The 24562-nt window shown below is 65.9% G+C and carries 21 protein-coding genes; 12 read left to right on the top strand and 9 right to left on the bottom strand.

All coding sequences use genetic code 11. The annotated features are described in order from the left end of the window. Positions 1-44 precede the first annotated feature (44 nt). Positions 45-1730, bottom strand: coding sequence for a phosphoenolpyruvate--protein phosphotransferase (gene ptsP / locus QFZ33_RS00400; RefSeq protein WP_307023825.1), 1686 nt, complete (start codon positions 1728-1730; stop codon positions 45-47). 163 nt (positions 1731-1893) lie between these two features. Between ptsP and QFZ33_RS00395 the strand changes: the two genes are divergently transcribed. The 3 genes from QFZ33_RS00395 to QFZ33_RS00385 are packed head-to-tail and all read left to right on the top strand — an operon-like array spanning position 1894 to position 5857. Beyond that, the gene (locus QFZ33_RS00395) at positions 1894-2622 is read left to right on the top strand and encodes a TetR/AcrR family transcriptional regulator (RefSeq protein WP_307023823.1); all 729 of its coding nucleotides are present in this window, start codon (positions 1894-1896) and stop codon (positions 2620-2622) included. Between the two features lie 53 nt (positions 2623-2675). Continuing rightward, positions 2676-4694, top strand: coding sequence for a PTS mannitol transporter subunit IICBA (locus QFZ33_RS00390; protein WP_307023821.1), 2019 nt, complete (start codon positions 2676-2678; stop codon positions 4692-4694). Then, positions 4694-5857, top strand: coding sequence for a mannitol-1-phosphate 5-dehydrogenase (locus QFZ33_RS00385; protein WP_307023819.1), 1164 nt, complete (start codon positions 4694-4696; stop codon positions 5855-5857). The genes QFZ33_RS00390 and QFZ33_RS00385 overlap by 1 nt, the downstream gene beginning before the upstream one ends. Positions 5858-6197: 340 nt before the next feature. On the opposite strand, the gene QFZ33_RS00380 is transcribed toward QFZ33_RS00385, so the two are convergent. Further along, the gene (locus tag QFZ33_RS00380; protein ID WP_307023817.1) at positions 6198-7070 is read right to left on the bottom strand and encodes an SDR family oxidoreductase; all 873 of its coding nucleotides are present in this window, start codon (positions 7068-7070) and stop codon (positions 6198-6200) included. A gap of 96 nt (positions 7071-7166) precedes the next feature. Here QFZ33_RS00380 and QFZ33_RS00375 point away from each other — a divergent pair, with 96 nt between their 5' ends. Next, positions 7167-7547 carry a winged helix-turn-helix transcriptional regulator gene (locus QFZ33_RS00375; RefSeq protein WP_307023815.1) on the top strand — a complete coding sequence of 127 codons (381 nt, stop codon included), beginning with the start codon at positions 7167-7169 and terminating at the stop codon, positions 7545-7547. 153 nt (positions 7548-7700) lie between these two features. Here the strand turns inward: QFZ33_RS00375 and QFZ33_RS00370 are convergent, their stop codons facing one another. The 4 genes from QFZ33_RS00370 to QFZ33_RS00355 form a co-directional block, all read right to left on the bottom strand. Further along, complete coding sequence (locus tag QFZ33_RS00370; RefSeq protein ID WP_307023813.1) at positions 7701-9137, bottom strand: sugar porter family MFS transporter; 1437 nt, start codon at positions 9135-9137, stop codon at positions 7701-7703. 281 nt (positions 9138-9418) lie between these two features. Continuing rightward, entirely contained in the window at positions 9419-11071 is a 1653-nt protein-coding gene (locus QFZ33_RS00365; RefSeq protein WP_307023811.1) for an MDR family MFS transporter, read from the bottom strand. A gap of 118 nt (positions 11072-11189) precedes the next feature. Beyond that, complete coding sequence (gene rraA / locus QFZ33_RS00360) at positions 11190-11678, bottom strand: ribonuclease E activity regulator RraA (protein ID WP_307023809.1); 489 nt, start codon at positions 11676-11678, stop codon at positions 11190-11192. 40 nt (positions 11679-11718) lie between these two features. Beyond that, entirely contained in the window at positions 11719-12669 is a 951-nt protein-coding gene (locus tag QFZ33_RS00355) for a thermonuclease family protein (RefSeq protein WP_307023807.1), read from the bottom strand. Positions 12670-13007: 338 nt separating this feature from the next. Between QFZ33_RS00355 and QFZ33_RS00350 the strand changes: the two genes are divergently transcribed. The 6 genes from QFZ33_RS00350 to QFZ33_RS00325 all read left to right on the top strand — a co-directional run bounded on the left by QFZ33_RS00350 (position 13008) and on the right by QFZ33_RS00325 (position 18555). After that, positions 13008-14309 (top strand): MFS transporter, encoded by a 1302-nt coding sequence (locus QFZ33_RS00350; RefSeq protein WP_307023805.1) that lies wholly within the window; start codon positions 13008-13010, stop codon positions 14307-14309. Positions 14310-14448: 139 nt separating this feature from the next. After that, complete coding sequence (locus QFZ33_RS00345; RefSeq protein ID WP_307023803.1) at positions 14449-15030, top strand: TetR/AcrR family transcriptional regulator; 582 nt, start codon at positions 14449-14451, stop codon at positions 15028-15030. Between the two features lie 288 nt (positions 15031-15318). Continuing rightward, positions 15319-16524, top strand: coding sequence for an NAD(P)-dependent malic enzyme (locus QFZ33_RS00340; protein ID WP_307023801.1), 1206 nt, complete (start codon positions 15319-15321; stop codon positions 16522-16524). Between the two features lie 134 nt (positions 16525-16658). Further along, entirely contained in the window at positions 16659-17162 is a 504-nt protein-coding gene (locus tag QFZ33_RS00335; protein WP_307023800.1) for a DUF456 domain-containing protein, read from the top strand. 26 nt (positions 17163-17188) lie between these two features. Then, entirely contained in the window at positions 17189-18151 is a 963-nt protein-coding gene (locus QFZ33_RS00330; RefSeq protein ID WP_307023798.1) for a hypothetical protein, read from the top strand. 44 nt (positions 18152-18195) lie between these two features. After that, a complete protein-coding gene (locus tag QFZ33_RS00325) occupies positions 18196-18555 on the top strand; it encodes a YybH family protein (RefSeq protein WP_307023796.1) in 360 nt (119 codons plus the stop codon). 52 nt (positions 18556-18607) lie between these two features. On the opposite strand, the gene QFZ33_RS00320 is transcribed toward QFZ33_RS00325, so the two are convergent. Next, the gene (locus QFZ33_RS00320; RefSeq protein ID WP_307023794.1) at positions 18608-19255 is read right to left on the bottom strand and encodes a LysE family translocator; all 648 of its coding nucleotides are present in this window, start codon (positions 19253-19255) and stop codon (positions 18608-18610) included. A 104-nt stretch (positions 19256-19359) separates the two neighbouring features. Between QFZ33_RS00320 and QFZ33_RS00315 the strand changes: the two genes are divergently transcribed. Further along, complete coding sequence (locus tag QFZ33_RS00315; RefSeq protein WP_214852117.1) at positions 19360-19815, top strand: Lrp/AsnC family transcriptional regulator; 456 nt, start codon at positions 19360-19362, stop codon at positions 19813-19815. 124 nt (positions 19816-19939) lie between these two features. Here the strand turns inward: QFZ33_RS00315 and QFZ33_RS00310 are convergent, their stop codons facing one another. Together QFZ33_RS00310 and QFZ33_RS00305 are read right to left on the bottom strand one after the other, a co-directional pair. Beyond that, positions 19940-22660, bottom strand: coding sequence for an FG-GAP-like repeat-containing protein (locus QFZ33_RS00310; protein WP_307023791.1), 2721 nt, complete (start codon positions 22658-22660; stop codon positions 19940-19942). 184 nt (positions 22661-22844) lie between these two features. Beyond that, on the bottom strand, positions 22845-23312 hold the full coding sequence (locus QFZ33_RS00305) for an Lrp/AsnC family transcriptional regulator (RefSeq protein ID WP_102972436.1): 468 nt from the start codon (positions 23310-23312) through the stop codon (positions 22845-22847). A gap of 363 nt (positions 23313-23675) precedes the next feature. Here QFZ33_RS00305 and gluQRS point away from each other — a divergent pair, with 363 nt between their 5' ends. After that, the gene (gene gluQRS, locus QFZ33_RS00300) at positions 23676-24557 is read left to right on the top strand and encodes a tRNA glutamyl-Q(34) synthetase GluQRS (protein WP_307023788.1); all 882 of its coding nucleotides are present in this window, start codon (positions 23676-23678) and stop codon (positions 24555-24557) included. Positions 24558-24562 lie beyond the last annotated feature (5 nt).

Genomic DNA, 24562 nt, shown 5'->3' with positions numbered 1-24562 from the left:
CCTTGGAGCTTGCCTGCTGCCGGGCCGTCAGACCTGCAGTCGAGCTACAGTCCGAGCTCTTCCAACACGGGCAGCTTTTCCCGGACCCATGCCCGGGCTTCCACAGCGCTAGGCGCGGACAGCGCCAGCTTGGCCAGCTCCTGGGCCTCCGCCAGCGTGACGGTCTTCAGCACGGCGGCCACGGCAGCCAGCGAGCGGGCGGTCATGGAGAGCGTGGTGACGCCCAGCCCGGTCAGCACAACGGCGAGGGCCGGGTCCGCCGCGGCCTCGCCGCAGACGCCCACCGGCTTGTTGTGTCCCTCAGCCCTGGAACCCTCAACGGTCAGGCCCACGAGCCGCAGCACGGCAGGCTGCCACGGCGTGTTCAGCCCGGCGAGCGGACCGAGTTGGCGGTCGGCGGCCATGGCGTACTGGGTGAGGTCGTTGGTTCCCAGGCTGGCGAACTGCACTTCGCGCAGGATGGTGTCGGCCGTGAGAGCGGCGGAGGGAACCTCCACCATCACGCCCGGCGTCTTGATGCCGGCCTCGGCGCACATGGTGGCGAAACGGGCGGCTTCCTCCGCCGTCGAAATCATTGGGGCCATGACCCAAACGTCAGCCTCCGACTCCTTTTCGGCCTTCGCAATCGCCTCCAGCTGCCGGTCAAGGACACCCGGGGTGGTGAAGTCGGTGCGGTAGCCGCGCACCCCCAGGGCCGGGTTGGGTTCGGTGGCGTCCGTGAGGAACGGGAGCGGCTTGTCCGCGCCTGCGTCCAGGGTGCGGAGCACCACCTTCTTGCCGGGGAAGGCGTCGAACACGCCCTTGTATGCGGCGGCCTGTTCCTCGACGGTGGGCTCGGTGTCACGTTCGAGGAAGCAGAACTCGGTGCGGAACAGGCCCACGCCCTGGGCGCCGAGCTTGGCCGCGGCCTGGGCGTCCTTGGCCCCGCCCACGTTGGCGAGGAGAGGCACGAGGTGGCCGTCCGCCGTCGAGCCCGTACCGCTGAACTCGGCCAGCAGGGAGGCCGTGGCGGCCCAGGCCTCGGCGGCTGCGCGCAGTGTGTCGTCCGGGCTGGCCGTGATGGAACCGGCGGCGCCGTCGACGTAAACCTCGGTGCCGTCCGGGAGCTCGTCCACGCCGACGGCGGCCACGACGGCGGGCAGACCGAGTGAGCGGGCGATGATCGCGGTGTGGGACTGCGGACCGCCGCCGGCGGTGACCAGTGCGAGGACCTTGTTCGGGTCCAGGGTGGCGGTGTCGGCGGGGGCCAGATCCTCGGCCACCAGGATGAACGGTTCGTTTGACGACGGGATGCCCGGGGCGGATACGCCACGGAGTTCGGCCACGATGCGGGCGCGGACGTCCAGGATGTCGGTGGCGCGTTCCGCCATGTAACCGCCGAGGTTGTGCAGCATTTCCGAAACCGAGGAGCCCGATTCCCAGATGGCCCGCTGAGGCGAGGTGCCGCGGGCGATCAGCTTAGCTGCGCCCTTGATCAGCATGGTGTCCTTGGCCATCAGGGCCGTGGCTTCCAGGACGGCCTTGCCATCACCGGCGGCGTGGTCCGCGCGCGCCTTCAGCTCATCGTGGACAGCGGTAGCCGCCGCCTTCAGTGCCGCGGTTGCATCCTCCGGGGTAGTGCCGGCGGGCAGCTGTTCGCCGGCCGGAGGTTCGCTGATGGGCTTGGGCATCTGCCGGATCGTTCCGATGATGCGGCCGGGGCTGACGCCTACTCCTGGGAAGTTCTGCACTGAAGGTCCTCGTTCTCTGCCGGTAGCCAGGCCCGCCGGTATTTGCTCGGGCGGGAGCCCGGAAGCTCGGAACGGCTACGTCCGATGCTGCGTTGCGGTGCCTGGGAAAAATTGTATGTGATTCAGTTCATATAGCGTTGCTATAGGTGCTAGGGTAGCGGTTATGAGTTTCGATGGCCAGCTTCCGCCCAAAATGAGGCTGTTGCGTGCGGCAGCCGAATTGCTGGCCAACTCCGCGGGGGCCGCTGTCTCCACCCGCCAGATCACGCAGCTGGCGGGCGTCACGGCGCCCACCCTCTATCACCACTTCGGTGACAAGGAGGGCCTGTTTGACGCAGTTGTCGCCGCGGGCTTTGAAGAATATGTGGCCGGCGAACGGGACTTCGCCCCGTCCGGACAGCCGCTGGTTGACATCCGGCGGATGTGGGACAACCACGTGCAGTTCGGGCTCAATCAGCCGGAACTTTATCTGGTCATGTTCGGTAACATCCGCCCCGAGAGCCGTCCCGCCATCGTTGCCGATGCCGAGGCTCTCATGGAGGAGATGCTGAACAAGGCAGCCGCTGCCGGGCAGCTGAACGTCCAGCCGCGGGAGGCTGCCAGAAGCATCCTGGCAGCCAACGTGGGCGTGACGCTCATGCTGATCGCCGAACCGGTGGCCGAGCGGAACCTCGAGCTGTCCACCATGACGCGGGACGCCATGATCTTCGCGGTGTCCAGTGATCAGGGCAGGAATGCCGGACCGGAGGATTCCGGGAAATCATCCGTGGTGGTGGCTGCCATCGCGCTGAACGCGGCGCTGCAGGCATCGCACTCGGACCAGCTGTCCAGCTCGGAACTCAAGCTCTTTCTCGAATGGCTCCACCGGATCTCCAACAGTTCCACCGGCTAGACGAAACTATCGGACCATCCTGCGGTGCAGCAGGGACCACGTTAGGAAATCACATGGCAACAGAGACAGTTGCAAAACCGAAAACCAGCGCACGGGTGCACGTCCAGAGGTTCGGGACGTTCCTGTCCGGCATGATCATGCCCAACATCGGCGCCTTCATCGCCTGGGGCCTCATCACCGCCCTCTTCATTGAAAAGGGCTGGATCCCCGTACCCGAGCTTGGCGGATTTGGCACCAATGCCGAGGGTGTCGCCAATTTGGGCCTCGTCGGTCCCATGATCAAGTACCTGCTTCCCCTCCTGATTGCCTACACCGGCGGCAGGATGGTCTATGACGTCCGCGGCGGCGTGGTGGGTGCCATCGGCACTATGGGCGTGATTGTCGGCGCCGGTATCCCCATGTTCATTGGAGCCATGATCATGGGTCCGCTGGGCGGCTGGACCATCAAGAAGCTCGATGCGATCTGGCACGGCAAGATCCGTCCCGGCTTCGAGATGCTGGTGAACAACTTCTCCGCCGGCATCTGGGGCGCCCTGCTGGCCCTGCTGGGCTTCTACGGGATTGCCCCGCTGGTCCAGGCCTTCAGCGCCGGAGCCGGCAACGTGGTCCAGTTCCTGGTGAACAACGGACTGCTGCCGCTGACCTCCATCTTCATCGAGCCCGCCAAGGTGCTCTTCCTGAACAACGCCATCAACCACGGCGTGCTGACCCCGCTGGGCATCCAGCAGTCGCTGGAGCAGGGCAAGTCCATCCTCTTCCTGCTAGAGGCCAACCCCGGCCCGGGCCTGGGCATCCTGCTTGCCTACATGTTCTTTGGCCGTGGCGCTGCCAAGGCCTCAGCGCCGGGCGCCGCCCTCATCCACTTCTTTGGCGGCATCCACGAAATCTACTTCCCGTATGTGCTGATGAAGCCGATCCTGATTCTCGCCTCTATCGCTGGCGGCATGACAGGCATCGCGACCCTGGCCATCACCAACTCCGGCCTTGTGGCGCCGGCCGCCCCTGGTTCCATTTTCGCGGTGTTCGCCCAGACCGCCCGTGACAGCTACCTCGGCGTGGCCCTCTCAGTCCTGCTCGCAACGACGGTTTCCTTCCTCGTCGCCTCGGTGATCCTGCGGACGTCCAAGAACCGGGACGACGAGGGCGACCTCAGCGCCGCCACCAGCCGTATGGAGGACATGAAAGGCAAGAAGAGTTCCGTCTCTTCCGCCCTCACTGGCGCCGGAGCCGGTGGCACCGCGGTCCTGACCCGTCCCGTCGAGAACATCGTGTTCGCGTGCGACGCCGGCATGGGCTCCAGTGCCATGGGCGCCTCCGTACTGCGAAACAAGATCAAGGCGGCCGGCTTCCCGGACGTCAAGGTCACCAACGCGTCCATCGCCAACCTCACCGACACCTACGACGTGGTGGTCACCCACCAGGACCTCACCGAGCGGGCCGCACCGGCCACGTCCAGCGCCGTCCACTACTCGGTGGATAACTTCATGAACAGCCCGCGCTATGACGAAATCGTGGAACTGGTCAAGAGCAGCAACGCGCCGGAAACCGCCCACGGCGGTGCTGCGGCAACCGCTGCACCCGCCGCTGCTGCGGGTGCCGCCCCCGATGCCGAGGCGACCGCGGAAGCCGGCGCCCCGCCGTCGGACATCCTGGTGGCCGACAGTGTGATCCTGACCGGCACCGCGGCAACCCGCGACGCCGCGATCGACGAGGCGGGCCAGCTGCTGCTGGCGCGCGGAGCCGTGGACAACGACTACATCCTGGCCATGCACGAGCGGGAGGAATCCGTCTCCACGTACATGGGCAGCTTCCTGGCGATCCCGCACGGTACCAACGCCGCCAAGGACCACATCATGAAGTCCGCCGTGTCCGTGGTCCGCTACCCCGAGGGCATCGACTGGAACGGCAAGCAGGTCAAGTTCGTGGTGGGCGTGGCCGGCATCAACAATGAACACCTCCACATCCTGTCCTCCATCGCGAAGGTCTTCACGAACAAGGCGCAGGTGGCGCAGCTTGAGGCCGCAACATCCGTGGACGAAGTCCTGGAGCTGTTCGGAAAGGTCAACGCATAGTGAAGGCAGTACATTTTGGAGCCGGCAACATCGGCCGGGGGTTCGTAGGGCTGCTGCTGCACGAGGCCGGGTACGAGGTGGTGTTCGCTGACGTCGCGGACGCCCTGATCACCCAGCTCGCCGGGGCGGACAGCTACAGCGTGCACGAGGTGGGGGAGAACCCCGCCGTGCGCACGGTGGACAACTTCCGGGCGGTGAACTCCGGCACCCAGGAGGCGCAGCTCATCGAGGAAATCGCGACGGCGGACATTGTCACCACCGCGGTGGGCCCGCACATCCTCAAGTTCGTGGCGCCCGCGATCGCCAAGGGAATTGCCGCCCGGGCCACCGGGCTGCCCCCGCTGCAGGTGATGGCGTGTGAGAACGCCATCAACGCCACGGACCTCCTGCGCGAGTCGATCGTTCAGTGCTGGGACGAGGCCGCCGGATCACTGCAGGACTCGGCCGTGTTCGCCAACACGGCCGTGGACCGGATCGTGCCCAACCAGGAACCAGGGCAGGGCCTGGACGTCACGGTGGAGACGTTCTACGAATGGGTCATCGACCGCACGCCGTTCGGCGGGGCTGCCCCGGTGATTCCGGGCGCCACCTTCGTGGACGAACTGGGGCCCTACATCGAGCGCAAGCTGTTCACCGTGAATACGGGGCACGCCTCCGCGGCCTACTTCGGCTTCGAAGCCGGGCTGGAGAAGATCTCCGACGCCATGGCGGACGAGGACGTTGCTGCGGACGTGCGCGCTGTGCTCGAGGAGACCAAGCAGCTGCTCGTGTCCAAGCACGGCTTCAGCTACGACGAGCAGGAAGCCTACGTCCAGAAGATCCTGGGCCGCTTCACCAACCCGCACCTGCCGGACACCGTGCACCGCGTGGGGCGCGCGCCGCTGCGCAAGCTCAGCAGGCACGAGCGGTTCATCGGCCCGGCGGCGGAACTGGCCGAACGGGGCATCGTGCCGGAGGCGCTGCTGGGCGCGATCGCGGCCGCCCTGCGGTTCAACGACCCCGCCGATGCCGAGGCCGTTGAGCTCGGCCAGATCCTGGCGGCCTCCGAACCTGCCGCCGCCACGGAGCGTATTACCGGACTGGCGCAGGACCACCCGCTCTTCTCGGCGGTCTGCGGACTCGTTGAGGAGCGCAAGGCGGAGGACGTGGCAGCCCCGGCCTAGCCATGCCGTCCGCAGCCGCGGCCCTGCCGCACGGTTCTGCTGCACACAACGAAACGCCCGACGCCGAAACTCAAGGTGAGTTCCGGCGTCGGGCATTTATACGTGCATTCAGGACGCTTCCTCAGATCCTGCAGCTTTTCTCCCGACGCTTCCGCAGATCCTGCCGCCTTTTTCCGGACGCTTCCTCACCTCAAACCGGGTCGGGCCAACCCTGCTTGCGCCAAGTGCGGGAGCCTTTAGTGAAAGCCTGCAGGACGTGAGGAAGGGTTTGAAGAAACCTGCAGGATGTGAGGAAGGGTTTGAAGAAACCTGCAGGATGTGATCGAGCGTTTGGCTAGGGTTAGCTCGCCTGGAGGCTCTCGGCTGCGGCCTTTACCGCCTCGCGCAGCGGCGTGGTGGGTCGGCCGAGCAGGGCGCTGAGGTCTCCGCTGGTGACCAGGAGGTCGCCGCGGGCGATGCCGAGGTCGCTGTCCGCCAGGATGGCCGCGTAGGGCTCCGGTAGTCCGGCGTCCACCAGGACCTCGGTGTACTGTTCTGCAGGCAGGTCCTTGTACGCCACGGGCTTGCCGGACGCCGCACTGACTTCTCCGGCCAGCTCACTGAGGGTGAAGGCGTTGTCGCCGCCCAGCTCGTAGACCTTGCCGCCCTGGTCTTCCCGGAGTAGCACAGCCGCTGCCGCTGCCGCGTAGTCTGCCCGGGCGGCGGCGCTTACGCGGCCTTCGCCGGCGCTGCCGAGTACGGCGCCGTGCTGGACCTGAACCGGGAGCTGGCCGGTGTAGTTCTCCAGGTACCAGCCGTTGCGGAGCAGGACGAACGGGACCCCGGAGTCACGCAGGATCTCTTCGGTGGCCAGGTGCTCGGCGGCCAGCTTCATGGCCGTGGTATCCGCGTTGGCAACGCTGGTGTAGGCAATAAGGCCGACGCCGACTTCCTTGGCCGCGTCGATGGCGTTCCGGTGCTGCTCAATGCGCTGGCCCACCTCGCTGCCGGAGATCAGCAGGACCTTGTCCGCGCCAGCGAACGCCGTCCGTAGCGACTCGGGCTGGCTGTAGTCGATGCTGCGGACCTGGACGCCGCGCTCGCCGAGGTCGGCGATCCTGTCCACGGTCCGGCCTGCGGCAACGATCTGCCCCGCGGGCAGGCCGTTTTCGAGCAGTGCTTCGACGACGAGGCGGCCGAGCTGGCCGGTGGCTCCGGTGATCACGATGGTCATGATGTTCCTTTCAGAGGTGACTGTCAGTGGTGCCAACCGGGCTTCACTTCGATTACTTCCCAAAAGAGAGTACGCACTTTGAGGTAAGGTACTGTCATGAAGGTAAGTACCCCAGCCGCTGTGCCCGCATTTTCCTTCGCCGACGGGATCTTCCCCGCGGGATGCCCCAGCCGGACCGTCCTGGACCACGTCACCAGCAAGTGGGGCGTTCTGCTCCTGGTGGCGCTGTCCGAGGGTCCCCAGCGCTGGAGCGAACTACGACGTCGTGCCCAAGGCATCAGCGAGAAGATGCTCGCCCAGACACTGAAGACCCTCGAGGCCGACGGGTTCGTCCGCCGCGACGCCCAGCCGGTCATCCCACCCCGGGTGGATTACAGCCTGACCGGCCGCGGAGAGGAACTGGCCGCCCTGCTGCTGCCCCTGGTCGCATGGGTGGCCGAGCACGCCGACGCGATCGTGAACCGATCCGAATCCTAGGCTGTGGAGTCCCGCCTACGGGTAATGCGCGGCACATGAGCGGCGTTCGCTGACTCGGACCATCCGAAAAGGCAAAAGACGCCCACGTCCCGGGACACAGTCCGCAGAGAACATGGGCGTCTTCCGTTTCATGCCGGAGGAGCCAAGAGCCGGTCAGACCTTGACGGACCCCTTCGGAACAAACAGGGTCTCAGCCTGTTCCAGTGACATGCCGTTCGTCTCCGGCACCTTGTACATGACGAAGAAGAATGAAAGTGCCGCGAAGAGTGCGTACATGGCGTACGTCAGCGGCAGCGAGCCTGCGGCCATCACGGGGAAGCTCAGCGTGATGGCAAAGTTGGCGATCCACTGGGCGGCGGCGGCCAGGCCCAGGGCGCGGGCGCGGATCCGGGCGGGGAAGATCTCGCCCAGCAGCACCCAGACCAGCGGTCCCCAGGATGCGCCGAAGCTGATCACGAACACGTTCGCGGCCACGAGGGCAAGGGGGCCCCAAGCGCCGGGGAGCGTGATGTCGGAACCGGAGCCCGTGGCCGACGCGAAGGCCAAGGCCATGGCGCCGAGGGAAACGGCCATGCCGATGGAGCCGGCCAGCAGGATGGGGCGGCGGCCGATCCTGTCCACGAGGGCGATGGCCACGAGCGTGACCAGGATGTTGGTGATGGACGTGGCCACCGAGATGGTCAGCGAGTCCTTCTCCTGGAAGCCCACGGCCTTCCAGAGCGTGGTGGAGTAGTAGAAGATCACGTTGATGCCCACGAACTGCTGCAGGACGGACAGGGTGATGCCGATCCAGACCACGGCCTGCAGGCCGAACGCCTTGCCGCGCAGCGAGCCCTTCCTGCCCGCGAGCTGGTCCTCCTCGATCGCCTCGCGGATTTCCCGCAGGTGGCGGTCGGTGTCCTCATCCGGGGCGATGGAGTCGAAGACCTTCCGGGCCAGGTCCTCCTTGCCCTGGACCACCAGGAAGCGCGGGGACTCGGGGAGCGTGTAGGCGACCACGCCGTACAGCACGGCCGGAACAGCGGCGGCCAGGAACATCCAGCGCCAGGCCTCGATGCCCAGCCAGAATGCCTGGTGCGCACCTCCGGCAGACGTGGCGAACAGGGCGTCGGACAGCAGGGCGGCGAAGATACCCGTGGTGATGGCCAGCTGCTGCAGCGACGCGAGCCGGCCGCGGACGTGCCGGGGCGAAATTTCGGAGATGTATGCCGGGGCGATCACCGAGGCCAGGCCGATGCCCAGCCCGCCCACCAGGCGCCAGAAAATGAGGTCCCAGACGCTGAAGCAGAAGCCGGTGCCGATGGCGCTGATGAGGAACAGCAGTGCCCCCAGCTTCATCGCGGGGATGCGGCCGTAGCGGTCCGCCACCTTGCCGGCCATGTACGCGCCGGCTGCGCAGCCCAACAGGGCTACGGCCACGGCGAAACCTGTGACGGCCTCGCTGAGCGCGAATTCGTCCTTCATGGCATCCACGGCGCCGTTGACCACGGAGGAGTCAAAGCCGAACAGGAAGCCGCCCACGGCGCCGGCAAGCGCCAGCCAGATCACCCGCTTGGGGATCTTGGCGGTTGTCTGCTTGTCGGTGGACATGGTTCTCCCTTGGTTCGGGGGTGGGTGGATGCGGTGCAAACGTCGTCGGCTGCGGAAACCGGCACTGTCGGCCGGCGCACACGCGCCTAACAGTGTGCCACGTCACCGGGCCCTGATCCACTCCGGGACGAATGACGACGACGGCGGGAGGTCCCGCCGTCGTCGTCCGTTTGGTGCCGCATCCGGCGGATTTCCGCGGAAAACGAAACGGCAGGCACCCCGGAAGGTGCCTGCCGTAACGCAGCGCGGAAGTCCCGCCGACAACGAGTGGTGAGCGGTGCCTAGTGGGCCGCCGCGGGTTCTTTCATGACGGCCTTCGGGTCCGTGAGCTTCTTCTTCGGCAGCGCGAAGCTGATGAGGAAGGCGATGCCGGTGAGGACGGCAGCGGTGAGCATGACGGCGTCGATCGACTGGGCAAAGCCCTCGGTGATGGGCCGGGTGAGCACCGGGTTCGCGGAGTGCAGCCAGCTGGTGTCGTTGAGGGAGTCGTTGCTGGCGCCGTTCTTGAAGAAGTCGTAGAGCTTGGCGTTCGCGGGATCCGCGGCGACAGCGGGGTCCTTCAGGACCTTCACGTAAGCGGCATTCTGCATGGCGTCCTTCATGCCGCTGGCGATCTTGTCCGCGGCCAGGCTGAACAGCATGGAGATGAACACTGCCGTGCCCACCGCGCCGCCCATGGAGCGGAAAAACGCGGCGGTGGAGGTGCCAACGCCCATGTCCTTTGCGGGCACCGAGACCTGCATCGCGAGGGTGAGCGGCTGCATGCAGAAGCCCAGGCCCAGGCCGAAGAAGACCGCGATCAGCCCGGGGACCCAGAGCTGCGTGTCAGCGCCTAGGGACAGGCCCATGACGATGGCTGAGGAGGTCAGGATGGCGGTGCCCAGGATGGGGAAGATCCGGAAGGTGCCCGAGGCCGAGATGGTCCGTCCGGCGGTGATGGAGCCGGTCAGGATGCCGATCGTGAAGGTGATCATCATCAGGCCGGCCTCGGTGGGCGTGAGGCCCTTGACCAGCTGAAGGTACATGGGCAGCATGGCGATGGCACCGAACATGCCGATGCCGATGATGAAGTTCAGCAGCGAGGACAGCCCGAAAGTGACGTTCCGGAAAAGGCGCAGCGGGATGAGCGCGTAGTCCCCGGCGCGACGCTCGGCCAGCAGGAATGTGATGATGCCGAGGACGCCCAGGCCGTAGCAGATGAAGGAATTGGCGGAGGTCCAGCCCCAGCTGCGGCCCTGTTCGGCGACGAGCAGCAGCGGGACGATGGCAAGGGTGATGGCTGCGGCGCCCCAGTAGTCGATCCGCTGTTTGACGTGCTTGGCGGGCAGGTGCAGGTAGAGGAACACCACGGCCAGGGCGGCCAGGCCGATGGGCAGGTTGATGAAAAAGACCCAGCGCCAGCCGTCGAAGCCCAGGATGCTCTCCGAACCGGCGAAGGCGCCGCCCACGACGGGGCCGAGGACTGAGGAGATGCCGAATACGGACATGAAGTAGCCCTGGAACTTGGCCCGGTCCTTGAGCGGGACGATGTCGCCGATGATGGTCAGTGCCAGGGCCAGGAGGCCTCCGGCGCCCATGCCCTGGATGCCGCGGGCGATGGCCAGCTCGGTCATCGAGTGCACCGAGCCGGCATACAGCGAGCCGGCCAGGAAGATGATGATGGCCGCGAGGTAGAGCGGGCGGCGGCCGAAGATGTCGCTGAGCTTGCCGTACAGCGGGGTGGTGACCGTGGACGTGATCAGGTATGCCGTGGTGGCCCACGCCTGGAGGGAGAGCCCGTCGAGGTCGTTGGCAATGGTGTAGATGGAGGTGGACACGATGGTCTGGTCCAGCGAGGACAGGAACATGCCGAGCATCAGCCCCACCATGACGGTGATGGTCTGCCGCTGCGTCAGGGCCTCTCCGGGCGCGGGTCCGACAGTGGATTTGGACATGGCTGCTCCAGGGTCAAGAGAAAGGGGGATCGCATTTGATAGTTGCTTTCAGTAACTATGTTACTTGCTGCTTTGTTCCCCGGAGCCAGGGAATTTCCCGCGGTCTGCTCTACGTGTCTCAGCGTTCGATGAGAATGCCGTCCGGGTCGCACCAGATCGTGGCGCCGGTTCGGATGGTCACGCCGTCGATCAGCAGGTCCACGTCAGTCTCTCCCGCCCCGGCCTTGGCACTCTTACGCGGATTGCTGCCCAGGGCCTTGACTCCGAGGGGCAGTTCCGCGATGGCCTCGCGGTCGCGGATGGCACCGTTGATTACGACGCCGGCCCAGCCGTTCGCCACGGCGCTCGCCGCGATCAGGTCCCCCATTAGAGCGGTCCGCAGCGAACCTGCGCCGTCCACCACCAGCACGGCGCCGTTGCCCGAAGTTGCCAGGGTGCTCTTGACCAGGCCATTGTCCTCAAGGCAGCGGACAGTCCGGACGGGGCCGCTGAAGTGGGACAGCCCGCCCACCGACTGGAACTGGAGCGCTATGGAAGCGAGTTCCTCGCCCCGTTCGTCATAGAGGTCGGCGGTGTTGATGGCGGCATTGGCAGGCGAAGCGGTCATTGGTTCTCCTCGGGATCGTGGTGCAGCTATCAAAGCCTAGCTATCCGCAGGGCCTCCACGTCTTACCGCCGGGTGCGTAGCAGCGCGGCCCGGTGTAGCCCGGGTATGGGTCGGTGACTGGTGCCGGAGCTGCCGGCGGTTCATATACGGGCGGAACGTAGACAGGGGGGGCCGGCGGAACATAGGCAGGAGGAAGGTTTCTCATGCGTTCGGCCTCGGCGGCGGCCTCAGCTGCAGCCCTGGCCTTGGCTGCTGCGGCCGCCGCAGCCGCCACTTTCGCAGCTGCCGCCTTTGCTGCGGCTTCAGCCTTCACCCGGGCCACCTTCGCTGCTGCTGCCGCATCGGCGAGGCTTTTCTTCTTACCCTTGATTGCTGCCTGCCGTGCCGTCGCCACTGAGGCTGAAGTGTCCAGTCGTGAAACGAGCTGAGCCAGCTTGGCTGGCTGGTAGGCAGCCCAATGGACCTTGCCCTTAGCTTCCGAGGCCGCCTTCAGCGCTGCGATGGTCGCCAGGGCGGTTACAAGCCCCGCATTTGATTTGTCGAGTGCTGACGTCGATTCTGAGAGCGGAACAGCCGTGATCGTCTCAACCGCTGCGACCGCCTTCTCAACCTGCTGCGCAGGCAGACACGCGAGATCCGTAGAGTTGAGTCCCACAGCCCGGGTCCGGGCCTTTTCGAAGGCTTCCTCAACCGCCGGGTAAAACTTGCGGTTCGGCTCTATAAGCATCGGAACACCCAAGCCTTGGCGCGCGACCTCCGCGTTGATAAGGGTTCCTGACGAATCAAAAACGCCGGCGAGTGTGCGTCCGTACTTGTCGGTTGGCTCTACATCGAGCTCCAGACGGACCACCGACCCGACTGGAAGGAGCTGCTCCAGCGCGGTAGTAGCTTCGGGGCCGAGGCACTCTACGGGAGCGTTCGGATCCTTGGTTTCCGGCGTATCGACGTTGAGCAAGCGAATGGTCTTCTCGCCTTCACGGGTCGTTGCCACGAAGGTGTCTCCGTCGATGACGCGGCTGACTGTGGCCTCGTCATTTACAGGGCTCTGGCTGGAGCTGGAGGCCTGTTGGGAGCTGTTGGTAGTACAAGCCGTGAGCGCCAGAGCGGCGGCGATCGCAACAGCGGCGGATTTGAGTAGGGCGCGATGGCCGGGGATGTGTGATGACAAGTTGCGTTCCCCCATGGAATGAGCAATTGGTGTCTCTGCGGGCGGTACCCCGGTGGCAGGAGGTGTGCAGGCACCGCATTCTATCGCCGCAAAGAACGCTGATCTAAACGTCCTGCGGATAGTCTGATTACATCATCACGATGTTCCAGGGGGAGACCGCCATGAGCCTGTCCGACATACCCGGCGCGGTACCCGACCCCGGCCTGGTGGGCACGCGGCAATCCGCCGCGCTCGCTGAACCGACGGAGCGGGTCAGGTCCCTGTGGATCACGGGCGTGGTGCTGGTCAACCTCGGCATCAACGCGGCATTTTTCGGCCCCATCCAGGTACTCCTCGGACAGCAGGCGGAACATTTCGATCCCGGGCAGAAGGAAGCCATCCTCGCGCTGGTGACAGGTGCCGGGGCAGCGGTGTCGCTGGTGGCCAACCCGCTCTTTGGTGCCTTCAGCGACCGCACGGTGTCCCGGTTCGGCCGGCGCGTGCCGTGGGTCCTGGCCGGCGCTGTCCTTGGCGCGGCTGCGCTGGTGGGGCTGGCCGGGGCGCCGAACGTGGCGGTGATGACGTTGCTCTGGTGCCTGGTGCAGGCGGGCTGCAACGGCGCTTACGCCGCAATCACCGCCGCCGTTCCCGACCGTGTCCCCGTGCCGCAACGCGCTACCGTTGGCGGCCTGTCGGCGATGGGGCAGACGGCCGGGATCCTCGTCGGCGCGGTGATTGCCGCCGTGGTCAGCGGAAACTTCGTGCTCGGCTACATCGTCTGTGCGGCGGCCCTCGTGGTGGGCGTCGTGATGTACCTGGTCAAGAGCGACGACGCCCCGCTCCCGGCAGGGGCTGGCCAGCCAATAGCCTGGGGCGGCTTCCTGCTTGGGTTCATCCGGCCCTTGGGGCACCCCGACTTCGCCTGGGCCTGGATCACCCGGCTGCTGGTCAACATCGGCAACCACATGGTCACCCTCTACCTGCTGTTCTTCCTGGCGGACGCCGTGCACCTGAAGGAGACCACGGGGCTCGAACCAGCCTTCGGCGTGCTGGTGCTGACCGGGCTGTACGCCGTATTCGTGATCATCACCAGTGTGGTAGGCGGCAGGCTCAGTGACAGGATGGGCAAGCGCAAGCCGCTGGTGATCGCATCGTCCGTAATCATTGCGCTGGCATCACTGATCCTGGCCTTCGCCCCCACGTGGGTGGGCGGCATCGTGGGTGCCAGCGTTCTGGGGATCGGGTTCGGCGCCTACCTCGCCGTGGACTTCGCGCTGATCACCCAGGTGCTCCCCAATGCTGCCGAGCGCGGCAAGGACCTTGGCGTCATCAATATCGCCAATTCCCTGCCTCAGGTCATCGCTCCGGCACTTGCGTGGCCGTTCGTCACCCTGTGGGGCGGCTACGTATCCCTCTATGTAGCCGCCGCCGTCATCGGTCTGCTGGGTGCCGTGTTCGTGGTGAAGATTAAGGGAGTTGCCTAGCGTCGGCGACGTGTCCGGCTCCGAGGGAGCGCGGAGGCCTGTGCCGTATAGTGGTGTGCGAATCGCGGCAGGACCGGGAATGGGGCTCTCCCTGACTGCACCAGGAATCTCAACCTCCGGACTGATGATGCTTGACTCTATGCCTGATCTTCCGCCCATGGCCGCCCCGCCCTCCCTTCCCCGGCAGCAGCGCCGCTATAACCGGATTCTGGAGGTGGCCGCCGGGTTCGCGCGTAAGGGCCTCCAGTCCGTGACCCTGTCCGAGGTTGCCGCCCAGGCCAACGTCCCCCTCGGCACCCTGTACCGCTACTTCCCCTCCGCCACCCACCTGATGCTGGCCTTGTACCGGCATCAGCTCGGCGAGCTCAAGACGGGGACCGGGCCGGGCGCTGTCCGCATCCATGCGCTCTCCGGTGTGGCCATGGAAATCTTCCACATGCGCGTCATGCAGCCCGCCGTCGAACAATGCCTCAGCCAAGGCGTGTACCTCAAGGACCGGGACACCACCGGTCTGCTGCGCGAGATCGATTCCCTGGCGGAGCGCGCCGTCGCCACCGTGTGTGGCGACCCTGCTGTCGCCCGGGTCCTGCTGCTAACGCTCACCGGTCTAGTCCAGTCGGTGCGCTGCCGTAGGCTATCCCTCTTTGAGGCGGAGGAAGACCTGAAGAAGGCGTGCACCCTGCTGATGCCGGCACCCCGGCTAGCGCGGAATTCCGCGTAACCGGTCTAGACCACCGGGTCATAAAAGGTGCGAAAAGCCGTGAAATGAGCCACAAATCAGCTTTAAATGCGTCCCGTTCGGTCCAATAGGTCCGAAATGGCAAAAGTGGGCCTTTGTCCTGTCTAACATGGCAGTACCGGAGTGGCCAGCACCCCAGCTCCACTGGCTTTCTGACGGGACCCGCCATCCTGGGCCCGTCAGCGGAAGCGCGTATCTGACCATCTTGAGCCTCGATGGCTTGAACCATACTGTGCCGTGCGCCCACGGCTAGCCACAGGAGACAACGACGTGTCCACTGAAACTATCGCTACCAATGACACCAGCGCAGCCGCAGAGCTGACTGACCAGGAGATTTTCGCTGCCCACGAGGGCGGCAAGCTTTCCATCGCGAGCACCGTCCCCCTCAGCAACAAGCGCGACCTCTCCATCGCCTACACGCCGGGCGTCGCCCAGGTCAGCCGCGCCATCCACGCTGACCCGGAACTCGCCAAGAGCCACACTTGGGCCCAGCGCCTCGTGGCCGTTGTCAGCGATGGCACGGCCGTCCTCGGCCTGGGAAACATCGGCCCCAGCGCCTCGCTGCCCGTCATGGAAGGCAAGTCTGCCCTCTTCAAGGCCTTCGGCGAGCTGGACTCCATCCCGCTGGTCCTCAACACCACCGATGTGGACGAGATCGTGGAAACCCTCGTCCGGCTGCGCCCAAGCTTCGGTGCCGTCAACCTCGAGGACATCGCCGCTCCGCGCTGCTTCGAGCTGGAAGAAAAGCTCATCGAAGCCCTGGATTGCCCCGTCATGCACGATGACCAGCACGGCACCGCCGTCGTGGTCCTCGCGGCGCTGGCCGGTGCCGCCAAGGTCACCGGCCGCGGGCTCGAGGAACTCCGCGTGGTGATCTCCGGTGCCGGCGCCGCAGGCATCGCCATCGCCGAAATCCTGCTCACCGCGGGCATCGACGACGTGGTGCTGCTGGATTCCCAGGGCCTGATCAACTCCGAGCGTGCCGACATCGCCGCCGACCCCGCCAGCAAGAAGGCCCAGATAGCGCAGCGCAGCAATCCGCGTGGCATCTCAGGCGGCCCCGGGGAAGCCCTGCTGGGCGCGGACGTCTTCGTCGGCGTTTCCTCCTCCAAGCTGGACGAGGAGCACCTGAAACTGATGAACCACAGCTCCATCGTGTTCGCACTGTCCAACCCGGACCCCGAAGTCCTGCCCGAGGTCGCGTCCAAGTACGCCGCGGTGGTGGCCACAGGCCGGAGCGACTTCCCCAACCAGATCAACAACGTCCTGGCGTTCCCCGGCATCTTCCGCGGCGCGCTGGACGCCGGCGCGCGCCGCATCACGCCGGCAATGAAGGTTGCCGCGGCCCGCGCCATTGCAGAACTGGCCGATGACGAGCTTTCCGCGTCGTACATCGTGCCCAGCCCGCTGGACCCGCGCGTTGCGCCGGCCGTCACGGCCGCGGTAGCTGCGGCAGTCGAAGCCGAAGCCAACTAAGCTTTACTGAAGATCCGACGGCGGTGCCTCCCGTGTGGGGAGGCACCGCCGTCGTCGTTCCCGGCAAAGTCCGCGCGCCGCGGCGTGCTGCCGTACTGGCCCGACCCCAGGCTGCCCCGCCCTAGACTGGGGGCATGAACGCCCAAACCCTCGTGACCGTCCTGTGCGGCCTGGCCATCCTGGTTGGTGTTGCCGGCACCGTCATCCCTGTTTTGCCCGGCAGTTTCCTGATCGGCCTGAGCCTGTTGGCGTGGGCAATCTGGGGCGGCGAGGGCGTGACCGGCTGGGTGGTTTTCGCCGTGGGCATGGTGTTTGTGCTGGCCGGTATGGCGGCCAGCGCCGTCCTTGCCGGCCGCAAACTGAAGGAGCACAAGATTCCCAACCGGAGCGTCGCCGTCGGGGTTGTGCTGGGCATTGCCGGCATGTTCGTCATTCCCGTGGTGGGCCTGTTCGTGGGCTTTGCCGCCGGGCTGCTGCTCAGCGAAGTCCTGCGCACGCGGAACTTGCGGGCGGCGCTGACCTCCAGCTGGGCTGCCCTGAAAGCGACCGGGCTGGGCATGCTTGCGGAGTTCGGCCTGGCCTGCCTCGCCGCCAGCACCTGGGTGGTGGGCGTGTGGGTGGGCGCAGCTTCGGCCTAGTTCGGGCCGGCCACTAGCATGGAGGAATGAGCGCGGGGCAATTTCCAGGACCGATCTACCGCGACACGCGCGACCTCACCCCCTTCGGCTGCGGCAAGGTCCGCACGCCGGTCCGCGAAATAGCTGAGGGCATGGGCGGGCTGATCCACGGCGTCCTCGGGGGAGGGGACTCCCGGATCAGCGTGGACGGCAGCGTGCCGCGGCTCAAGCTGCTGCCCGGCAAAGCTGCCAGGACCGTGTACGACGCCATTTTTTCCAACACCGACCCCAACAGGCTTATCGCCGCCGGCCGCGCCTATCCCGGCTGGGCCGGGCTCTGCTGCGTGATGGCCGGCCTCCTCGCCTACAAGCAGGGCGGCTACCTGCGGGCAGCGGAGCTCCTGCAGCGCGGGCTTTCGATCAGGAACGACGACGAAGCCAACCAGTTCGCCGCCAGTTACCTCACGCGCGTGGTCACCCGGGTGGAAGTCGCCGAACGCGTCGTGGTGCCGGTGCTGTTCAGCGAGGAGTCGGTATTTTTGGCGCTCTCCCATTCTCTCCGGGAAACGGGACAGACCGAGGCGGCCCTTGAAACGCTGGTCAGGCTGCCGCCATCGTTGCCCACGGCGCTAGCGAGATGCGCACTCGCCGCAGCCCTGGGCCGGGACCAGGAGGTGGTGGTCTGGACCGATGGCCTGATGAACGCCGACGACCTCTCCGCGGCCCTGCTCCTGGTGCGGGCGCGCTCCCTCCGCCGGCTCGGCGCCCACAGTTATGCGCAGCAGGCACTCAAGGAAGTTTTGCGCCGGCAGAAGACCAGCATGTCTCTGCGCAATGACGCCCTGACCGACCGTGCCCTAATACTGCTGGACAACGGGCGGAAGTCCCTCAATCCGCGGGACTGGCAGCGCGGCAAGCAGGCGGAGCTCGAAACCTTCGAGGTCATTCGGAAGGACATTGAGGCGCGCCGGGCGTGGGAACAGAAGTGGAAGCAGTTCGGCGGGGACTGAGGCGGGCTCTTGTGGGTAGTACAGGGCCGCGATACAACGGACCCATGACTGACGCAATCAGGCAGTGGATGGACAAGTACATCGCGGCGTGGACCACGAACGACCCCGCGGATATAGGGGCGCTCTTCACGGAGGAGGCCGTGTACGCCACGCGGCCCTACGACCCCGACCCGTGGCGCGGCCGCGAACAGATCGTGGAGCGCTGGATCGCGTCGGCGGACCAGCCGGAGGACTGGACGTTCGAATGGTCGCTGCTGGGGTCCGACGGTGACCTCGCGTTCGTGCAGGGCCGCACCTCGTACCTTGATGACCGCCCGAACTACGAGAACCTGTGGGTAATTCGGCTCGATGCCGACGGGCGTGCCTCGGGCTTCACGGAGTGGTTCATGGAGCAAAAGGTCTGAGCCTGCCGATGGCCCGGTCTCGCGACGGACGGGCTTCCGGACGAACCTGCCACTATACGAACCTGCACAGGGCCGGAAGCAGCTGCTCCGAGAGCAGCGCGGTGCCCAGGAGCACCATGATGATGCCGCTGCTCAGCGTCACGCGGCGGGCCGCGTTCGGCCGGGACTGCAGCAGTTTCCGCGACAGCAGTGCCACGCAGGTGTACACGAGGGCCGCGAGCAGCACGAAGGTCAGCCCCAGCAGGCCGGACTGTACCGGCACGGGCAGCGGCGCGTCGGCGCTGACGAACTGCGGCACGAGGGCCAGGAAGAACAACAGGCCCTTGGGATTGATGCCGCTGGTCCCCATGCCCTGGAGGAAGGACCGGAGCTGGTTCTGCCCCGGATTCCCGACGGCGGCCGCTGCCGTGAAGCTCGCACCGCGCCATGACCTGATGGTGACGGTCCCCAGCCACAGCAGGTAGACGGCACCGGCCACCGTGATCCACCCCAGCAGGCCCGGCATGCTGGCCAGTACTGCGGCGAGCCCGGCCACCATGAGGACGGTGTGCAGCACGTACCCGCTGCACAGCCCCGCCACGGCGGGCACGAAACTGCGGCGGCCCAGGCCTGCAGTGATGGAGTAGGCCCAGTCCACCCCGGGGGTGCAGGCGAGGGCCGCTGCGACCACGATAAAGGCGAGGAAAAGCTGGGGATTCATGACGGGCTCCTGCGTGTTGGGCTGTAAGAAAAGCCTAGGCAAAACGCGGCCAGAAGTGCTTTCCAATTTCGCCCGGATCGCGGCCCTTCAAGTAAGATTTTTGCGTGATTGACCATATCGACAGAAGCATTTTGCGCCACCTCAAAGAGGACGGCAGAATGACTGCCACGGCGCTGGCCGCGAAGGTGGGGCTCACCGTTGCCCCGTGCCATCGCCGGCTCCGGGACCTCGAGCAGTCCGGCGTGATCCGCGGCTACAAAGCGGACATTGACCCGGCCGCCGTCGGGCTTGGCTTTGAGGCAATTGTGTTCGTGACGCTCCGGCAGGTGGACCGCCCCACTATGGAGATCTTCGAGAACCGGGTGGCTGAGAACCCGAACATCGTGGAGGCGCAGCGGCTGTTCGGCTCCCCGGACTACCTGCTGAAGGTTATCGCGGCAGACCTGCCCTCTTACCAGCGCTTCTACGACAGCGAGCTGACGGTGCTGCCGGGGGTGGAGCGGATGACCTCAACCCTGGTGATGAAGAACCTGAAATCCAACGTAGGCCCGCCCGTCTGAGGAGGCCCCGCCCGCCGTCGTCCCCGAGCGCGAACATTCACTAGCGCGAACGAACACTTGAGGCCCCGAATCCGAGTGGATCAGGGGCCCCAAGTGTCCGTTCGCGCCTAACTGTCTCCCGTGCTCAGCGGGGATTCAGTATGGATGCCTGGAAGTTCCCCCGGTTGTTGCCCGAGTAAAGCCACAGAAGTCCGTCCGGTGCAACGGCAATCATGCCGGGGCTGCTGGTTCCTGCCAGGCCGCCAACATTAGCTATCGCTTTGTACATGTTCCAGGCACTGCCGAGCTGCGTGCGCGGAACGAATCCGCCGGTGCCATTACCTGGATAGAGCCACAGGACGCCGTCAGTGGTTCGGGCCATGATGTCGTTCTTCCCATCCCCGGTGAAGTCGCCGGCGGCAGCGATCTGGTTGAAGGCGTTCCACCCTAACCCGAGTGACCGGGCAGCCTGGAGGCCTCCAACCCCGTTGCCCGGGTAGAGCCAAAGCTTGCCGTCGGCCGACTGCGCGAGCAAATCGCTCCGGCCGTCGCCGGTGAAATCACCGGGCGAAAGAAACCGGGTGAATCCCTTCAAGGACGTCGCCAGTAGTTTTCTCGGAAAGAGTTTGCCTTTCCCATCGGTGGGGTAGGTCCAGAGCACCCCGTCGGCCGCCCTGGCAATCAGGTCAGGACCGCCTGCTCCGTCAAAGTTTCCGGCAGTAAAAATCTGGTCGTAAGTCTGCCACCCGGAATTCAGCTGCCTGGCCGGCTGGAAGCTCCCGGAACCGTTGCCGGGGTGAAGCCACAAGGTGCCTTGCGTTGTCAGGGCGAAGACATCGGGAATGCCGTCACCAGTGGCGTCGCCGGCCTCCCACACCTGCCGGAACCTATCCCAGCCGGTACCCACAGAAATTCGGGTGGCAAAACGGCCGGTTTCATTGCCCGGATACACGGTCATGGAGCCCGCTGAAGTCGTAACCAGAAAGTCCGTCTTCGCGTCCCCGTTGAAGTCGTGGCCTCCGATGAAGTCCTTGAATGAGGCCCATCCGCCCCCGAGCCGCGTGGGCGCGAGGAATCCTCCGATTGCGTTGCCGGGATAGAAGTAAAGCGTCCCGTCCTTGGTGCGGGCCATCAGCCCTCCCCGTTTGCCGCCAAATCCACTGGCTGATGCCACTGCCGTGAAGGTGTTCCAACCGGATCCCGCCTGCTTTGTTGTGGGAAAGCCGCCAGCTCCCGTGCCGGGGTACAGCCAGAGCGTGCCGTCAGGCTTGATGCCCGTCAGGTCGCTTTTCCCATCGCCCGTCAGGTCCCCGGGTGCCACGATGCGCTCAAATATCTGCCAGCCAGCACCAATCCGGATGCGGGGAAGGAAGCCACGCTGTCCGTTGCCTGGGTATAGCCACAGGACACCTTCGGAGGTGCGCCCGAGTACGTCCGCGTGTCCGTCTCCTGTGTAGTCAGCGTCCCCGATTACAGTGTTGAAGATGTTCCAGCCGCCGCCCAGCCTTGCTGCCGGGCCGATCTTGTTTCCGGCCAGGCCGGGCAGCAGCAGAAGCGAACCGTCGGTTTCGCGGGACATGACATCGGCCCGTCCGTCCCCGTTGAAGTCGCCGGCCGAGAACTGGATCTTGGTGTGCAGGGCGAGGTCGGCGTCGATGGTGACGGTGGCCGAGGTGGCGGTGACGGCATTGATGGTGACCCTGGTTCCCGCATGCGTGATGAACGTGCTGCCGGCCTGCCAGGTGTGATTGGTGGCGTAGTACCCGCTGAACGGAACGGTGGACGGCATCAGCGCCAGCGAGGACGAGGGGGTGGCGCCGCCCCGCTGGACCACCTTCACGCCCCGGTTACCCGCCGGCCCGCTAGCCAGGTACGTGTCGTAGCCGGCAGGCTGCCGGAGCTCCAGGTAGTAGACCTCCTTGCTGGCCGGATCGGTGAACTTCACCGCGCGGTAGGAGAGCTTCGTGTCGCCCCAGGGTTTCAGCGTGTAGCTCTTCACGCTGGAAGCCACGCCGAGGTCGCGGATGTCAGTGCCATTGCCCAGGCCCCTGGCTTCCCAGAACGGCGCGCTAATCACGGGCATGCTGTAGCTGGACAGTCCCATCAGGTCGGTGCTGTCGCCATATTCCCGGATATAGCAGGAGGAGTCGCTGAACTGCCCGGTGCTGGTGACGCCGACATCCGAGATTCCGCTGCTGCACTGCAGGGCGTCGGCGTGCATCGAACCCAAGACGTGCCCGAACTCGTGCGCGATCACGCTGCTGGTGAAGCCGCTGATCTTCGGCATCAGCACCCGCCCGCTGTTGCCGTTGCTGCTGTAGCCGGCACCCAGGGCGCCGCCGGAGAGCGTGGCACTGGGCACGAAGATCACCAGCGCTTTGTTGGCCGCGTAGGTCCACTTCAGCTCGCTCGTGATCTTGTTGATCATGTCGTAGTACGAGTCCGTCGACCTCGCCGTCGTGGAGGCCCAATTGGCCCGCTCGGTCACGGTCATGGAGATGCGGCCGGCGGACATCGCCTTCCAGTAGTTGCTGGAGGCCGTCACGGCCGTTTCGGCCTGGGCCATCGGAACGACGGTCTTGTTATCGACGAGGGTGGCCACGACTAGTTTGACCGTGATTGGAACGGGAGCGGTCACCCCGGCCTCAGTCTCCAGGGCCAGCCCCCCTGGCGGCCCGTCCATCGGCACGCCCGGCGCGGATTCGTATCCGTGGTGCTCCTGTTCCGTCGGGGACTGCACCGGCAGCGACGTGCCGTTCAAGGCAGGATCCGTGGCTGCCATTGCGGTGGCGGGAAGCGAGACGAGGCCCGCGGCGAGAACCAGCAAGCCGGTGACCGACGCGATTGAACGGGAAAAAGAGCGCATTGAGTTCCTTATTGAGACCGACCCCCGGCGGAGACCCTGAGTGAACAATGCACCCGCTGCGTGCCCAGTGCTGCTGCAGATGCTGAATCAGGTTACAGTCGCCACCGCAGGACAGCCGCCAGAATATCCGCAGTTTCCCCCAATGATTTGCGCAGTATCGGAGCGGCCCTCCGACGGACCCAAGTCAGTGCTCTAAGAGGCCCGTGGTGCGGTAGGGAATCACCTCGCGCAGGAACATGCTCGTGGACGTCCGCACAATTCCCGGGCACAGCCGGATCTCCTCAGAAACCCGGTACAGGTCATCAGGACTGGTGGCCACCACCCGGATCAGCAGGTCCGTGTCGCCGGCTGGGGCGTGGCACTCCAGTACTTCCGGGATTTCGCGCAGCGCAGCGATGGCCTCGTTGAGGTGGCTCTGGTCCAGTTCGGCGCTGACCGCGGCGGCAACGCCGCGGCCCAGCGCTGCAGGCAGTACACGGCTGCTGTTGGGCCGGAGGGCGCCCGACGCCGTCATCCGCTCCAGGCGCGACTGTACAGTACCGCGGGCCAGGCCCAGCCGCTGGGACAGGACCATGATGGGCAGCCGCGGATCCTCGTCCAGGGCGGAAAGGATCCTCCGGTCGGTGGCGTCGAGCTGCTGCAATCTGATCATTTCCTGTCCTGCTTTGTGGCGCGCAACTGGTCAGATTGACCATCCGGTGCGGTGCCCGTTGCGCCTACTGTAAGTCTTCTGCTCAGATAGTGGCAACGCAGGCGACGGTTACCCCCGCAGCCAGCAGGCTACAGGCTCCCGGCACACCACCCGGCCCCCTGGATCTCGCTTCCCGCAAGGAGGCAGCCGCTGATTGACACTTGTTCACGCATTCGTCTCTCCGCAGGAAGTGCCTCGATTTCCGGAACGGAGTTCCGTCAGGGACAGGCGCGGCAAGAGCCCCTGAGCCACCGATTCCCGGCCAACGCCCGGAGCGCGCGGTAGCTGAGGGGCTCTTGTGGTGTTCGGCATAGGGTGGAGGGCATGACTCGCGCTGGCCGCTTCGCCCCCAGCCCGTCCGGTGAGCTGCATGTGGGAAACCTCCGGACGGCAATCCTCGCCTGGCTCTTTGCCCGTTCCACCGGCCGTCGGTTTCTGCTGCGCGTCGAGGACCTCGACCGCGCGCGGGCAGGGGCTGAAGCGGTGCAATTGCGGGACCTGGCGGCCGTCGGAGTGACCTGGGACGGTGCAGTGGTGCGCCAGACGGACCGCCGACCGCTGTACACGGCGGCCATCGGACGGCTGGCCGCGGCCGGCCTGACATACGAATGCTTCTGCACGCGCCGCGAGATCCAGGAGGCACCCTCCGCGCCGCACGCGCCGCAGGGAGCCTACCCCGGCACATGCAGAAGACTGCCGGCGGCCGAGCTCGAGTTCAAGCGGTCCACCCGTCCGGCCGCGATCCGTCTGCGTTCCTCTGTGCCCGAGTGGACGGTGGAGGACGTGCTGCACGGGACGTTCACGGGCATGGTGGACGACCTTGTCTTGCGCCGAAACGACGGCGTGACTGCCTACAACCTGGCCGTCGTCGTGGATGATGCCGAGCAGGGCATCGACCAGGTGGTCCGCGGCGATGACCTTCTGCCGTCCACGCCCCGGCAGGCATATCTCGCGTCGCTCTTGAATATGCCCATTCCGGAATATGCCCATGTGCCGCTGGTGGTGAACGCCGATGGCGTCCGGCTGGCCAAACGAGACGGCGCGGTCACCCTGGGTGACCTGGCCGCCGTCGGAATCCCCGCGGAAGCTGTGCAGCGCAAGATCCTGGAGTCACTTGGTTTGCCTGGTGCATCGCTCCAGACCGCCCTCGAGCGCTTTTCGCCTGCCAGCCTCCCTCGTGAGCCATGGGTCTGGCCGGGGGCGTAGCGGAG

It is taken from the genome of Arthrobacter globiformis (assembly GCF_030815865.1).
Classification (GTDB): domain Bacteria; phylum Actinomycetota; class Actinomycetes; order Actinomycetales; family Micrococcaceae; genus Arthrobacter; species Arthrobacter globiformis_B.
This window is presented reverse-complemented; position numbering and strand designations above follow the sequence as displayed.